We start from the raw sequence: 17,191 nt of genomic DNA on the forward strand, positions 1-17,191 counted from the left end.
CGCTGGGGCGCGCTCGATGGTTCTCGGGGGCGGTTCAGCGGCACGAGCATGACAGAACGGATGAGGACAGCTTCATGATTCGAGTGGTCGGGGCCCGGTACGAACAGCTGCCGGTGATGTCGGCATGACCCGCACGGCTCGCGTACGCCCCACTCGGACCCGGCGTCCTCGAATCCCCACGCTGCCGCAGCTCATGGCCACCGCGGTGGAGGCCAATCCGGACGGCGTCGCGGTCGTGCTCGCCGATGCCGAGCGCACCCTCGGCACGCTCGGCTACGCCGAACTCGACGACCGGTCCACCAGGCTGGCGCGGCTGCTCATCGAACGCGGCATCGGGCCGGAGGATCTGGTCGCTATCGGCATCCGCCGCTCGCTGGAATCGGTGGTGGCGGTCTGGGCGGTCGCCAAGGCCGGTGCCGGTTTCGTCCCGGTCGACCCGAATTACCCCTCCGATCGCGTCGAGCACATGGTCGCCGATTCGGGTGCGGTGCTGGGCCTCACGGTCGCCGATACCCGTGGCGAACTGCCGGAGCTGATCGACTGGCTGGCGGTCGACGCCGTCGAACTCGCCGACTACCCGAACGATCCGATCACCAATGCCGATCGGGTGCGGCCGCTGCGCGCCGAGCATCCGGCCTATGTCATCTACACCTCCGGGTCCACCGGTAAGCCCAAGGGCGTCATCGTCACCCACACCGGCCTGGCCGGATTCTGTGAGGTGCAGCGGGATTGGTACGGCGTCACCGCCGCCGACCGCACCCTGCACTTCGCCTCCCCGTCCTTCGACGCCTCGGTGCTGGAGCTGCTGCTGGCCCTGGGCGGCGCGGCGACCATGGTCGTGGTCGCGCCCACCGTCTTCGGCGGCGCCGATCTGGCGGCCGTGCTGCGGCGCGAACGGGTGACCCATGCCTTCATCACCCCGGCCGCGCTGGCCTCGGTCGATCCGGCCGGACTCGACGATTTCCGGGTCGTGGTGGTCGGCGGCGAGGCGGTCCCGCCGGATCTGGTGCAGCGCTGGGCGGCCCCGCATCGCTCGTTCTGGAACGGCTACGGGCCGACCGAAACGACGATCATGACCAATATCGCCGAGCAGTCGGTGGACCGGCCGGTGCACATCGGGCCGGGCATTCCGACCGTCACGGCGTACGTGCTCGACGAGCGGCTCAGGAAGGCGCCGACGGGTGCGACGGGTGAGCTGTATCTGTCGAGCGCGCAGCTGGCGCGCGGCTACCACCTGCAGCCCGCGCTCACCGCCTCGCGCTTCGTGGCGAATCCGTTCGACGGGGGCGGGTCCGGGGGCTCGGGCGCAGCTTCCCGGCTCTACCGCACCGGCGACCTGGTGCGGTGGACGGCCGACGGCAGCATCGAATACCTGGGGCGCAACGACTTCCAGGTGAAGATTCGCGGCTTCCGCATCGAGCTCGGTGAGATCGACGCCGTGCTGGCGGCGCATCCGGGGGTGGACCTCGCGGTCACCGTCGGGCACGAACTGCCCTCCGGCGGCACGGTTCTGGTCGCCTATGTGCACGCCACCGACGCCGGTGTGACCGCCGACGAGCTGACCGCGCTGGCCGGGCGCAGCCTGCCTTCGCACATGGTGCCCACCGCGATCATGATGCTGGACGCCATCCCGCTGACCCCGGTCGGCAAGCTGGATCGGCGCGCGCTGCCGGAACCGGTGCTCCAGGCCCGGGAGTACCGCGCGCCGGAAACGCCGGTGCAGCAGATCATTGCCGAGGTCATGACCGAGGTGCTGCGCGCGGAGCGGGTCGGCCTGGACGACGATCTGTTCGCGCTGGGCGCGGACAGCATTACCGCCATTCAGATCGTCTCGCGCGCGCGGGCGCGCGGCGTGGCCTTCCGGCCCAAGGACCTGTTCGAATCGCGCACGCTCGAGGCCCTCGCCGCCATTGCCGAGACGGTGGATCCCGGTGCGCCCGAGGAGCAGCTGGCCACCGGCCCGCTGGTCGAACTGAGTGACGACGAGCTGGCCCGGCTGCGCGAGAGCTATCCGGATCTGGCCGAGGTGTGGCCGCTCACGCCGTTGCAGTCCGGTATGCTCTTCCACGCGCAGCTGGCCGAATCCTCCGTCGACGCCTACATGGTGCAGTTCGCCATCGATATCCAGGGCGATATCGAGGTCGAGCGGGTGCACGCGGCCGCCCAGGCCATGCTGGACCGGCATGTGAACCTGCGCGCGGCCTTCACCGAGGACGCGAACGGCAACCCGCTGCAGATCGTCGTGGACCACGCCGAATTGCCTTGGCAGTTCACCGATCTCACCGCGCACGAGCCCGCCGCGGCGCTGGCCGAGACCGAGCGGCTCATGGCCGCCGATATCGCGCGGCACTTCGATATGCGGACCGGGCCGCTGCTGCGGATCACCTTGTTCCAGACGGCGGCTGATCGCTATCGGCTGTGCATCACCAGCCATCACATCCTCATCGACGGCTGGTCCATGCCGTTGCTCACCCAGGACATGCTGCTGCTGTACGCCGCCAATGGCGATGCGGCGCAGGTGCCGCCGGTGCGGCCCTACCGGGATTATCTGGCGTGGCTGGCCGCGCGCGATCACAGCGCGGCCCGCGACGCCTGGCGCGAGGCGCTGGCTGGATTCACCGAGCCGACGCCGCTCGCCCCGGTCGACCGGTCGCGCGAGATCTCTTCCGGCATAGGCGAAATCAAGTTCGATCTCACCGCGGACGAGACCACCGCGCTCATGCGCGCCGCCGCCGATGCGGGCGTCACGCCCAATACCGTCGTGCAGGCGGCCTGGGGCCTGCTGATCGGGCGCGGCACCGATCGCGACGATGTGGTCTTCGGCGCGACCGTCTCCGGCCGTCCGCCGCAGCTGGCCGGTATCGAGACCATGGTCGGCCTGTTCCTCAATGCCATTCCGGTGCGGGTGCGCCTGGCGGCCACGGATACGCTCACCGATGTGCTGCGCGGCCTGCAGCGCGAACAGGCGGCGCTGCTCGACCATCACCATGTCGGCCTGGGCGAGATCCAGGAGATCGCCGGAGTCGACGGGCTTTTCGACTCCATCGTGGTGTTCTCTTCGTACCCGGTCGACGGGGAATCCCTCGATGCGGCGGCCGAGCCGATCGACGAGGCCGGAATTCTCGGCGCCACCGCCGTGAACGGCACCCACTACCCGCTGACCGTCATGGTGCAGCCGGTGGGCGAACAGCTGCGCTTCAATCTCAAGTACCTACGCGATCTGTTCGAGGAGGAGTCGGCACAGGCCATCGCACAACGACTTTCGGTGCTGGTGAGCCGGTTCGTCGCGGATCCGGGCGCACGGGTCGCCGAGGTGGACGCCCTGCTCGACGGTGAGCGCGCCGCGCTGGCGGCGGTCAATGCCACCGATGTGGCCGAACTCCAGGACGATTCGACCCTGCTGTCGCTGTTCGACGTACAGGTGGCCCGCACTCCGGACGCGCTCGCGATCGTCTTCGGCGACACCATCCTGACCTATCGCGAACTCGACGAGCAGTCGCGCCGTCTTGCTCAGGAACTGGCCCTGCGCGGCGTCGGACCCGAGGCGCGGGTGGCCGTGGCCATGCGGCGCAGCATCGAGCTGGTCGTCGCCATCTACGCCGTGCTGCGCGCGGGCGGCGCGTACGTGCCGGTCGATCCGGATCATCCGGCCGACCGCAATGAGTACGTGCTGGCCGGATCCGCGCCCATCTGCGTGCTGACCCGCACCGAGGACGGTTTCGAAACCACCTCGGGCGTACCGCTGTTCCTGATCGACGCGCTCGCGGGCGCGCGGGCCTTCGTCGAGATCGCCCCGGCCGCCGTGCATCCGGACAATACCGCCTACGTCATCTACACCTCCGGCTCCACCGGCCGCCCCAAGGGCGTGGTGATCACCCACCGGCAGATGGCCAATCAGTTCCGCTGGGCCCAGTGCACCTATCCGCACACCACCGGCGATGTGGTGCTGCACAAGACGCCCATCACCTTCGACGTGTCCACGTGGGAGCTGTTCTGGCCGTTGCACACCGGTGCGGCGGTGGTCATCGCCGAGCCGGACGGGCATCGCGATCCGGCCTATATCGCGCGGACCATCGACGAATACGGCGTCACCGCACTGCATTTCGTGCCGTCCATGCTGGACGCCTTCCTCGACGGCCCGGCCGGTGGGCATCCCTCGCTGCGCTGGGTGTTCGCCGCCGGTGAGGCGCTGTCGGCGGAGACCGCGGCCACGTTCGGTGCGGCACTGCCGGATACGGCCCTGGTCAACTGGTACGGCCCGGCCGAGGCCACGGTGGTGACGGCCCATCCGGCCGAGCACACCGCCGGTGTCGCGGTGCCCATCGGCAATCCGGTCGCCAATACCCGGGTGCTGGTACTGGACCGGCACCTGCGGCCGGTGCCCTTCGGCGCGGCCGGTGAGCTGTATGTCGCCGGTGTGCAGCTGGCGCGCGGCTACTTCGGCGCGCCCGGCCTGACCGCCGAGCGTTTCGTGGCGCACGACGGCGGTGCGCGCCTGTACCGCACCGGTGACGTGGTCCGCTGGATCGCGGACCCCTCGGGTAGCGGGCACGCGCTGGAATACCTGGGCCGCAGCGACTTCCAGGTGAAGCTGCGCGGTCAGCGCATCGAGCTCGGCGAGATCGAGACGGTGCTGCTGGGCCACGCCGCGGTCCATCGCGCCGCGGTCTCCCTGGTGAAGGGCGGCACCGGCGATCGGCTCGTCGCGTACGTCGTGCTCGACGGCGAGGCCACCGATGCCGAACTGCTCGCGCACGTGCGCGAGACGCTGCCGTCCTATATGGTGCCCTCGGCCGTGGTACGGCTCGAGGCCATGCCGCTCAATGCCAGCGGCAAACTGGATCGCAAGGCGCTGCCGGTGCCGGAGTTCCAGGCGCGCGCCTACCGCGAGCCCGCGACCGAGGCCGAGGCCACGGTGGCCGCGGTGTTCGCGGCCGTCCTGGGCGCCGAACGCGTCGGCGCCGACGACGACTTCTTCGAACTGGGCGGCAACTCGCTCAATGCCACCCAGGTGGTGGCGCGACTCGGTGCGGCGCTGGGCGCCCGCGTCCCGGTGCGGGCCGTCTTCGAGGCTCCCACCGTGGCCGAACTCGCCGCCGCCCTGGGCACGCACACCGAGGCGCAGGCGCTGCCGCTGCGGCCCATGGACCGGCCGGAACTGATCCCGCTGTCCTACGCCCAGCAGCGCATGTGGTTCCTCAACCGCTTCGAACCCGAATCGGCGACCTACAACCTGCCCATCGCGCTGCGCATCACCGGCGCGCTGGATGTGCACGCATTGCGCTCCGCGGTGCGGGATCTGGTCGAACGCCACGAGGTGCTGCGGACCGTCTACCCCGAACACGAGGGCGCCGGATACCAGGTCGCGCTCGCCCCCAGCGATCCCGACGCGCTCCCGGTGCTGCCCATGCGCGATGTCACCGAGGACGAAATCCCCGCCGCCGTGGCCGAAGTCGCCTTCGCGCCCTTCGACGTGACCGCCGTCCCGCCGCTGCGCCTGCGCCTGCTGCGCCTGGCCGCCGAGGATCACGTGCTCATCTGCGTGGTCCACCACATTGCCGGTGACGGCTTCTCCGGCGGCCCGCTGACCCGCGATCTCATGACCGCCTACCTGAGCCGTATCCAGGGCGTGCCGCCGCAGTGGTCGCCGCTGGCGGTGCAGTACGCCGACTACGCGCTGTGGCAGCGCGAGAACCTCGGCGCGGAAACCGATCCGGCCTCGCTGCTGGTCCGCCAGCTGGACTACTGGCGCGAGACCCTGGCCGGACTGCCGGATCTGCTGGAGCTGCCCACCGACCGGCCCCGGCCCGCCGTGGCCTCCGGGCGCGGCGCGACCGTCTCCTTCGAGATCGATCCGCATGTGCACGCCGCGCTGACCCGGGTTGCGCAGCAGCACAATTCGACCCTGTTCATGGTCGTGCACGCCGCCCTGGCCACCCTGCTGGCGCGGACCTCCGGCACCACCGGTATCGCCATCGGCGCGCCCATCGCGGGCCGCGGCGAGGCGGCGCTGGGCGATCTGATCGGCATGTTCGTCAATACCCTGGTGCTGCGCGCCGAGGTCGATCCGGCCACCCGCTTCGCGGATCTGCTCGCCGCGGTGCGACGCACCGATCTGGCGGCCTTCGAGCATGCCGACGCGCCCTTCGAACGCATTGTGGAACTGCTGGATCCGGCCCGTTCGCAGGCCCGGCATCCGCTGTTCCAGGTGGCGCTGACCCTGCAGAACATGGCGGCCACCAACCTCGAGCTGCCGGGCGTCTCGGTGTCGGATGTGCGGTTCGACGTGCCCGTCGCCAAGTTCGACCTCGACCTCACCATGATCGAGCACACCAGCGCCGACGGTGTGCCGCAGGGCATTTCGGCCGGTTTCACCTATGCCACCGATCTGTTCGACGCCGCCACCGTGGACGCTCTCGCGCATCGCCTGGTGCGCCTGCTGGTGGCCGTGGCTGCCAATCCGGAGCGCGTCGTCGGCGATATCGATCTGCTGGCCGTGGACGAGATCTGGCAGCTGCGCCAGGACTGGAATTCCACCGCCGTCGCGCTGGGCGGCGGCACCCTGGTGGAGCTGTTCGAGGCGCAGGCCGTGCGCACCCCCGAGGCCACCGCGCTGGTGTACACCGGACTCGGGGATCGGCGCGGCGAGCTGACCTACGGTGATCTGGCCGAACGCGTGCACCGGCTGGCCCGGCACCTGATCGCACAGGGCGTCGGCCCGGAATCGCTGGTGGCCCTGGGTATTCGCCGTTCGGTGGACCTGGTCGTGGCCATGTACGCGGTGCTGGAGGCCGGTGGCGCGTACGTGCCGCTGGATCTGGATCAGCCCGCCGACCGGCTCGACTACGTGCTCGAGGTGGCGCGGCCCACCGTGGTGATCACCAATGGGTGGGACTGGTACGAGAGCGAGTACCCGACCGTCAATCTGGATGTCCTGGATCTGACCCGGTACAGCGGGCTTCCGGTCACCGACGTGGATCGGCGCGCGCCGCTGCGGCCGTCGAACACCGCGTACGTCATCTTCACGTCCGGTTCCACCGGCCGCCCGAAGGGTGTGGCCGTGCCGCATGCGGCGGCCGTGAACCAGATTCGCTGGATCACCGCCGAATACGGTGTGGACGCCGATGACGTGGTGCTGCTCAAGACGCCGCAGACCTTCGACGTGTCGGTGTGGGAGCTGTTCGGCCCGTTGGCGACCGGTGGCCGCATGGTCGTCGCCACGCCGGACGGTCACCGTGATCCGCAGTATCTGGCGGATGTGATCGCGGCCGAGCGGGTCACCATGACCTCGTTCGTGCCGTCCATGCTGTCGGTGTTCGCGAGCAGTGTGAACCCGGAGGCGCTGTCCTCGCTGCGGGCGCTGCTCGTCGCGGGTGAAGCGTTCACCTCCGATACCGTGCAGACCTTCCGCCGCATCAGCCCGGCGGAGCTGCACAACCTGTACGGGCCAACGGAATTCACCGTGCACGCCACCTTCGCGCCGGTCGCGGAGGATGTGCAGGGTGCGGTGCCGATCGGTCTGCCGGTGTGGAACGCGCGGGCGTACGTGCTGGATTCGCGTCTGCATCCGGTACCGCAGGGTGTCGCGGGTGAGCTCTATCTCGCGGGTGATCAGCTGGCGCGCGGCTACGTGGGCCGGGCGGATCTGACTGCGGATCGGTTCGTGGCCAACCCGTTCGGCACCGGTGCGCGCATGTACCGCACCGGCGACCTGGTGCGCCGCGGCGCGGACGGCTCCATCGTGTATCTGGGTCGTACCGACTTCCAGGTGAAGTTGCGTGGTCTGCGTATCGAGCTCGGTGAGATCGAATCCGCGCTCACCGCACACGATTCCGTCGCGCAGGCCGTCGTGGTGCTGCGTTCCGACGCCAATACCGGCGACCGCCTCGTCGCCTATGTCGTGCCCACCCGCGACACCGTCGAGATGGACTCGCTGCGGGCGCACCTCTCGGCGCAACTGCCGTCCTATATGGTCCCGGCGGCCTTCGTGGCCCTGGAGGTCATGCCGCTCAATGCCAACGGCAAGCTGGACCGGAGGGCCCTGCCGGAACCGGAGTTCGAGGCGCGCGCCTTCCGCGCCCCGGCCACCCCGGCGGAGGAGACCGTCGCGGCCGTCTTCGCCGAGGTGCTCGGCGTCGATCAGCCCATCGGCGCCGACGACGACTTCTTCGAACTCGGCGGCAACTCCCTGGTCGGCATTCGCGTGGTCGCCCGCCTCGGCGCGGCCCTCGATCTGCGCGTCCCGGTGCGGGTGCTGTTCGAGGCGCCCACCGTGGCGGCACTGGCCGAACTGCTGCAATCGGAGACCGGGGCCCGGCGGCCCGCGCTGACGGCGGGGGAACGGCCCGACCGCATTCCGCTGTCCCTCGCCCAGCAGCGCATGTGGTTCCTCAACCGCTTCGACACCACCTCCACGGCCTACCACCTGCCCATCGCGCTACGACTCAGCGGCGCACTGGATATCGCCGCCCTGCGGCAGGCCGTCGCCGACATCATGGCCCGGCACGAGGTGCTGCGCACCGTCTACCCGGAGGCCGACGGCATCGCCCACCAGGTCGTGCTGCTCGCCGAGCGGGCGGTCGTGGACCTCGCGCCGGAGACCGTCGAACTCGCGGAGCTGCCCGCGCGCATCGGCGCCCTGCTCGCCGAGGGCTTCGACGTGACCGCCGAAATCCCGTTGCGCGTCAAGCTGTTCCAGCTCGACGCGGATGCGACCGAACACGTGATCGTGCTGGTCGCGCATCACATCGCGGCCGACGGCTGGTCCATGGGCCCGCTGGCCCGCGACCTCATGACCGCCTACATCTCGCGCTCGGCGGGCGCCGAACCGCACTGGCGTCCGTTGCCGGTGCAGTACGCGGATTACGCGCTGTGGCAGCGCGAAGTCCTCGGCTCCGAAACCGATCCGCAGAGCCTGGTCTCCGCGCAGGCCGACTACTGGCGCACCCAGCTGGCCGATCTGCCGGACGAGCTGAACCTGCCGTCGGACCGCCCGCGCCCGCCGGTGCAGTCCTTCCGCGGCGGCGCGGTCACCTTCCCCATCTCCGCCGAGGTGCACGAGGGCCTGCGGCGCATTGCGCGCGAGCAGCACGCCACCGTGTTCATGGTCGTGCACAGTGCCCTCGCGGTGCTGCTGGCGCGGCTGTCGGGGACCTCGGACATCGCCATCGGCACGCCCATCGCGGGCCGCGGCGAGGCCGAACTCGACGATCTCATCGGCATGTTCGTCAACACCCTGGTGCTGCGCACACAGGTCGACGGCGCCGAACCCTTCACCGAGCTGCTGGCCCGGGCCAAGGACACCGATCTGGCCGCCTTCGCGCACGCCGATATTCCGTTCGAGCGGCTCGTCGAGGTGCTCAATCCGGAGCGGTCCACCGCGCGCAATCCGCTCTTCCAGGTCGCGCTGTCGTTCCAGAATCTGCCCGAGAGCGATTTCGAACTCCCCGGACTGCGCATCAGCGCGCTCGAATCCGGTATCGAGACTTCGCAATTCGATCTCATGGTGACCATGCGCGATACCGGCGACAACGGTATGGCCGCCATCCTGACCTATGCGCGGGACCTCTTCGACGAGGCCACCGTGGAGGTGTTCGCGCAGCGGTTCGTCCGGCTGCTCGAGCAGGTCGTCGCCCGGCCGGAGCTGGCGGTGGGCGATCTCGAACTGGTCGCCGCGGCCGAGCGCGCCGACCTGACCGCGCGCACCGGCGGCCCGGCCGTCCCGGCGTCCACCCTGCCGGAGCTCATGGCCCGGGCCGTGGCGGCGAATCCGCGCGGGGCGGCGGTGTCCTTCGGCGGCCGCAGCTTCAGCTACGCCGATCTGGACGCGGCCTCCTCGAAGCTGGCGCGCACGCTCATCGCGCGCGGCGCCGGACCGGAAACGCCGGTGGCCGTGGCCCTCTCGCGGTCCATCGGCTCGGTGCTGGCCGTCTGGGCGGTCGCCAAGGCCGGTGCGGCCTTCGTGCCGATCGATCCCGAATACCCGGCCGACCGCATTGCCCACATGATCACCGACTCCGGTGCGACGCTGGGCGTGACGATCTCGGCGAAGGCGGCGCACCTGCCGGGCCTGCAGGGCCTGTCGGGGTGGATGTGCCTCGATGATCCGAAGGTGTCGGCCGAGGTCGAATCGCATTCGCCCGCACCGGTTTCCGATGCGGACCGGTGGGGCAGCGTGCGGCCGGACCATATCGCCTACATCATCTACACCTCCGGTTCCACCGGCGTGCCCAAGGGCGTCGTGGTGACCCATGCCGGCCTGGCCAACTTCAGCGCCGAGCAGGTGGCCCGGTACGGCCTCGATTCCTCCTCGCGGCCACTGCATTTCGCGACGCCGTCCTTCGACGCCTCGGTCCTGGAGTACCTCCTCGCGCTGGGCGGGTCGGGCACCCTGGTGGTGGTTCCGCCGGGTGTGTACGGCGGTGCGGAGCTCTCCGAGCTGATCCGGAACGAGGGCGTCACGCACGCCTTCATCACCACCGCGGCCCTGTCCTATCTGGATCCGGCGGGCCTGGATTCGCTGCGGGTGCTGGCCGCCGGCGGCGAGGCGCTGCCGGCGGATCTGGTGGCCAAGTGGGCCGTTCCGCTGGCGGACGGCACGGTGCGCGCCTTCCACAATGGCTACGGTCCGACCGAGACCACCATCATGACCAATATCCCGGACCCGATGACGGCCGGCGATCCGATCACCATCGGCGGCCCGATCCGGGGCATGCAGGCGCTCGTCCTCGACGATCGTCTGCGGCCGGTGCCGGTGGGCGTCGCGGGTGAGCTGTATCTGTCGGGCATTCAGCTGGCGCGCGGCTATCACGCGCGGCCGGGGCTGAGCTCCGAACGGTTCGTGGCCAACCCCTTCGTACCGGGCGCGCGCATGTACCGCACCGGCGACGTGGTCCGCTGGACTCCGGCCGGAGCCGTGGAATACGTGGGCCGCAACGACTTCCAGGTGAAGATCCGCGGCTTCCGCATCGAACTCGGCGAGATCGACGCCGCGCTGAGCTCGCACGAGACGGTCGACTACGCCGTCACCGTCGGGCACAAGACCGAGGTCGGCGCCACCATCGTGGCCTCCTATGTGCTGCCCGCACCGGGCCGTTCGATCGATATCGACGCGCTCACCGCGCATGTCGCGGATCGGCTGCCGGAATACATGGTGCCCACGGCCATTACGGTCCTGGACAAGCTGCCGCTGACCCCGGTCGGCAAGCTGGATCGCCGCGCGCTGCCCGAGCCCGTGCTGTCGGTGCGCGAATTCCGCGCTCCCGCAGGCGAATCCGAGATCGCGGTGGCCCAGGTCTTCGCCGAGGTGCTCGGCGTGGACCGGATCGGCGCGGACGACGACTTCTTCGCCCTCGGCGGCAACTCGCTGCTGGCCACCCAGGTGGCGGCGCGCCTCGGCGCGGCGCGCAATACCCGGGTCGCGGTGCGGTCGCTGTTCGAGGCGTCCACCGTGGCCGCGCTGGCCGCGCTGCTCGACCAGCAGGGCGGTGCGGCCGTTCGCACCCCGCTCACCCCGCAGGAGCGGCCGGAATCCATTCCGCTCTCGCTGGCGCAGCAGCGTATGTGGTTCCTCAACCAGTTCGACACCGCCTCACCGGCGTACAACGTGCCGGTCGCGGTGCGGCTCACCGGCGAACTGGATGTGGCCGCGCTGCAGCAGGCCGTGGCCGATGTCATCGAACGGCACGAGACGCTGCGCACCGTGTACCCGGAGCGCGACGACGTTCCGGCGCAGGTGATCCTGCCCGCCGCCGAGGCCGTCCCGGATCTCACGCCCCTCGTGGTCGACGCCGCCTCCGTGCGGGACCGGGTGATCGAGGTGGTGGCCGCCGGATTCGACGTCACCAGCGAACTTCCATTCCGCGCCAAGCTCTTCCGCGTCGAGATGGGCGCGGCCGTGCCGGAGCACGTGCTGGTCTTCACCGCCCACCACATCACCGCCGACGGCTGGTCCATGGCCCCGCTGACCCGCGATGTGGTCATCGCCTACGCGGCGCGCGCCAATGGCGGCCTGCCCGGCTGGCAGCCGCTGCCGGTGCAGTACGCGGATTACGCCATCTGGCAGCGTGAGGCGCTCGAGTCCGAACAGGATCCGCGGAGCCTGGTGTCCACGCAGGCCGGCTACTGGCGCACGCAACTGGCCGATCTGCCGGACGAGCTGAACCTGCCCGCGGATCGCCCACGCCCGGCGGTGCAGTCCTTCCGCGGCGGCGCGGTGACCTTCCCGATCTCGGCCGAGGTGCGGGAAAGCTTGCAGCGCATCGGGCGCGAGAGCAATGCGACCATGTTCATGGTCCTGCACTCGGCCCTGGCCGTGCTGCTGGCGCGGTTGTCGGGCACCACCGATATCGCCATCGGCGCACCGGTCGCGGGCCGCGGCGAGGCCGAACTCGACGATCTCATCGGCATGTTCGTCAACACCCTGGCGCTGCGCACCACGGTGGACGGCTCCGAATCGTTCACCGAGCTGCTGGCCCGGGTCAAGGACACCGATCTGGCCGCGTTCGCGCACGCCGACATCCCGTTCGAGCGGCTGGTCGAACTGCTCAATCCGGAGCGGTCCACCGCCCGCCACCCGCTGTTCCAGGTGGCGCTGTCGTTCCAGAACCTGCCGGAGAGCTCCTTCGAGCTGCCCGGATTGCGGGTCTCCGCCGTCGATTTCGAGGTCGAGATCGAGAAGTTCGATCTGCAGCTCACCGTGCAGGAATCCGCGGCGGGGATGTTCGCCATCCTCACCTACTCGCGTGACCTGTTCGATCAAGCCACGGTGGAGGGGTACGCGCGGCGGTTCACCCGACTGCTCGACCGGATCATCGCCGAACCTCATGCGGCCGTGGGCGATCTGGAGATCCTGGCGGCCGACGAGCGCGCCTATCTGCTGGACCGCGTCGGCGGCCCGGCGGTGCCGCCCGCCACGCTGCCCGAACTGCTGAGCGCGGCGGTCACCTCCAATCCGGACGGCGATGCCATCACCTACGCCGGTCGCACGCTCACCTACCGCGAACTCGACGCCCTGTCCTCGCGGCTGGCGCGCGAACTCATCGCACAGGGCGCCGGACCGGATGTACGGGTGGCCATGGCCATTCCGCGCTCCATCGAATCCGTGCTCGGCATGTGGGCCATCACCAAGACCGGCGCCGGTCTGGTGCCGGTCGACCCGAACTACCCGGCCGACCGCATCGCACACATGGTGTCCGACTCCGGCGTCGTCTTCGGCATCACCCTCACCGAGCACCTCGACGCCCTGCCCGCGCTCGCGGGACAGTGGCTGCCGCTCGACGATGCCGGATTCGCCGCGGCGGTGGAAAGCCGTTCGGCGGCGCTGATCTCGAACATCGATCGGAACGCGCCGCTGCGGCCGGGCAATATCGCCTACATCACCTACACCTCCGGCTCCACCGGCGTGCCCAAGGGCGTGGTGGTCACGCACGCGGGCCTGGCCAACTACAGCCGCGCTCAGCTCGACCGCTACCAGCTCGACTCGTCCTCGCGCACACTGCATTTCGCCTCGCCCAGCTTCGACGGCGCCATGATGGAACTGCTGCTCGCCGCGGGACCGGCCGCCACCATGGTCGTGGTCCGCCCGGGCATCTACGGCGGTGAGGAACTGGCCGAGGTCATTCGCACCGAGCAGGTGAGCCACGCCTTCATCACCACCGCCGCCGTGGCCACCATGGATCCGACCGGGCTGGACAGCCTGAAGGTGCTCGCCGCGGGCGGTGAGGCCATGCCGGTCGATATGGTCGCCAAGTGGACCGTGCCGTTCGCCGACGGCGGCGTGCGCGCATTCCACAATGTGTACGGCCCGACCGAGACCACCATCGTCACCAATATGAGCCACCCGCTCTCGGCGGGCGATCCGCTGGTGATCGGCGAGACCATCCGCGGCGTGCGGGGCCTGATTCTGGACAGCCGGTTGCGGCCGGTGCCGGAGGGGGTGTCCGGCGAGCTGTACCTGGCCGGAATCCAGTTGGCCCGCGGCTATCACGCGCGTCCCGGGCTCACCGCCGAGCGGTTCGTCGCCAACCCGTACGAGGCGGGCGCGCGCATGTACCGCACCGGCGACGTGGTGCACTGGCGGCGCGACGCCGAAGGCAATTCGGCCGTGGAGTACGTGGGCCGCAATGACTTCCAGGTGAAGATCCGCGGTTTCCGCATCGAACTCGGCGAGGTCGACGCCGCGCTGGTGGCGCACGAGACCGTCGATTTCGCGCTCACCGTCGGGCACCGGACCGAGGCGGGCTCCACCATTCTGGCGTCGTACGTGCTGCCGGTGGCGGGACGCACGATCGAGGTGGCCGAGCTGCTCGAGTACCTGTCCGGGCGACTGCCCGAATACATGGTGCCGACCGCCATCACGGTGCTCGACAAGCTGCCGCTCAATCCGGTCGGCAAGATCGACCGCAAGGCGCTGCCGGAACCCGTACTGCGGCAACGCGAATACCGCGGCCCGAGCACCGCGCTGGAGGAGACCGTGGTCGCCGCCATTGCCGAGGTGCTCGGCGTGGAACGCGTCGGCGTCGACGACGATTTCTTCGAACTCGGCGGCACCTCGCTGCTGGCCACCAAGGTGGTCAGCAAGCTGCGCGCGCTCACCGGCGCGGAGGTCATGGTCTCCTGGTTCTTCACCGGGCCGACCGCGGCCGGGCTCGCCGCGCAGATCTCGGCCTCCCTGGACAGCGACGTCGACTACGACGCCGGGACCGCCGCCGCGCTCGCGGTGGTGCTGCCCATCCGCGCGCACGGCACCCGCACGCCGCTGTTCTGCCCGCCGCCCATGTCCGGCATGGCCTGGATGTACGCCGGTCTGGCGCGGGTGCTGCCCGAGGATCAGCCGATCATCGGCCTGCAATCGCCCGCGTTCACCGAGGCGGACTACGCCCCGGCCTCGCTCACCGAGATCGCGCGCCGGTACATCACCGAGATGAAAGCCATTCAGCCGCACGGTCCGTACCGGTTGGCGGGCTTCTCCCTCGGCGGCACGCTGGCGCACGCCATTGCCACCGAACTCCAGGCCGATGGCGAGAAGGTCGATGTGCTGGCCATTCTCGACACCTTCCCGGAGATGGAGTTCTCGAAGTTCCGCGACGCCATCGTGGACGAGTTCGCGCAGCTGGGCATTGGCGCGGAGGCGTTCCCGGAGGAGGGCGATCTGCTCGAGCTCAGCGAGGACGCGCTGCGCGCCATGCACGCGGCCCTGCCGAGCGAACTCGGCGTGCTGACCCTCGAGCGGGTCCGGCGCATCTACCAGGGCGCGGTGCGCACCGTCATGCTGCGCGCCGAACATCGCGCGGGCCGCTACGACGGCGATCTGGAGCTGTTCTACGCCCAGGAACCCACCCCCGGCTACGACCAGCGCTCGCCCGAGGAGTGGCGCGCTCACGTCAGCGGCGCGATCTCCGTGCACCCCATGCCTTTCCGGCATCAGCTCATGATCACCGCCGAGGCCTACGCCATGAGCGGGCCGATCCTGAGCGAGATCCTGGACCGCGCCGACCGCCCCGCCCCGGTTGCGCCCGCTCCGGTCGAGGCCGCCCCGGTGCAGTCCGCCATGGTGCAGCCCGCCACGGTGCGGGTGCGGCGGGTGGACCTGTTCGAGGCGGAGGAGACCGAACCGGTCGCCGACGACACCGCCGACTGGGCGACGACGGCCGTGCTGCCGATCGTGAACTTCGACGATCCGGCCCCGGAGGTGAAGCTCCAGACCGAACCGGTCGAACCCGCTCCGGCCGAACCCGCTCCGGTGGCGCTGCCGCCGATCATGGGCCCGAGGCTCACCGCGGTGGGCGATGTTTCACCGCTGCCCGCCGGTGCGGTCGGCCTGCTCGAGGTCGAACCGTCCGGGCTGTGGGTGCGCGCCATCACCCTCGATATCGCCGCCGATATCTCCGGCACCCGGGTGCGCCGCTCGGTGGCCTCGCTGCTGGATCGCCATCCGGCGCTGTGGGCGCGCCTGCGGCGCACCGGTGACACCGTAGTGCTGGACATTCCGAACCAGCCCGCGCACGGCTCGGCCGCGGTGTGGCAGGTGGATCCGAATGTCGAGGCGGTGGGCGACCCCATCGAGGCCGTGATCGCGGCCGCTGCCGCCGAACTGGATCCGGAGAAGGGCTACCACGTCCGCTTCGTACTGCTGGAGAACGTCCCGGCCGATCCGCACCGTGATTCGGCGGATCAGCCCGCGGCCCTGCTGGTCGTGGTCGCCAATGGCCTGGTGGTGGACGACGCCTCCTGGCGCACCATTATCGAGGACCTCACGGCCTCCTGGTCCGGCGGGCACGCCACCCCGCCCAGCGCCGACGCGCATCCGGTCGGCATTGCTCGCGGGCTCGCGGTGCGCGCCGCCGATTCCGACACCGTCGACGAATTGGGTTGTTGGCGTATGGAACTGGCCGAGGCCGAACCGGGGCTCGCGCCCGCGGACGTGCCCGGCGACGGTCCGGCCGCCCTCGGCCGCGGCCGGGTGTCGGTGTCCATCACCGGTGAGGGCGCGGCCGCCGTGGACGCGGTGGCGCGGCGCTACAACGCCACCATCGACGAGGTGCTGCTGTCCGCCCTCGCCGTCGCCCTGCTGGACGACGGCGGCGACGGGGCGCGCGGCACCACCGGATCGGTGGTCCGTCTCATCGCCGACGGCCGCCTGGCGGGCGATCCCGCCGGGCAGCGCACGGTGGGTGCGTTCAGCACCAGCTACCCGTTCGCGCTGCGGCTCGACGGCGTGGACTTCGCCGAGGTCCGTCAGGGCGGTCCGGCCGCCGGATCGGTGCTGCGGCAGGTCCGTGACCGGTGCCGGGCGGTACCGGCCCAGGGTGTCGGCTTCGGGCTGTTGCAGCATCTGAATCCGGCCACGGCCGCCGCCGTCGCCGAGCTCCCGCTGGGCCGCATCGGTTTCCGGTACCGCGATCTGCGACCCGCCCGGGTCTATCCGGAACCGGTGGCCGACGATCTGTACCTGGACCTGACCGTGGACACCAGTCAGGACGGCCTGATCGCCCGCTTCGATTTCGCGGGCGCGGTACTGGAATTGGAACAGGTGAAGCGACTCGTCGAGGGCTGGGTGCAGGCCCTGGGCGGGCTCTCCGAACACGGCCGCGGGACCAATCCGTAATATTGTCCGCTGTCGCGCCGCTGTCATAGGCCGTATGGTCTGACGGGGGATGGCAGCTGCCCGGCGAACCCGGGCGCTGTGGGC

At 70.3% G+C, this 17,191-nt stretch carries 1 protein-coding gene; it reads left to right on the plus strand.

The genetic code is table 11. From position 1 onward, the window contains the following. Positions 1 to 124: 124 nt before the first annotated feature. A complete protein-coding gene (locus NC4_RS26615; RefSeq protein WP_157555234.1) occupies positions 125 to 17,107 on the plus strand; it encodes a non-ribosomal peptide synthetase in 16,983 nt (5,660 codons plus the stop codon). The last annotated feature ends 84 nt before the right edge of the window (positions 17,108 to 17,191 follow it).

It is taken from the genome of Nocardia crassostreae (assembly GCF_001613405.1).
In the GTDB taxonomy this organism is placed as follows: Bacteria; Actinomycetota; Actinomycetes; order Mycobacteriales; family Mycobacteriaceae; genus Nocardia; species Nocardia crassostreae.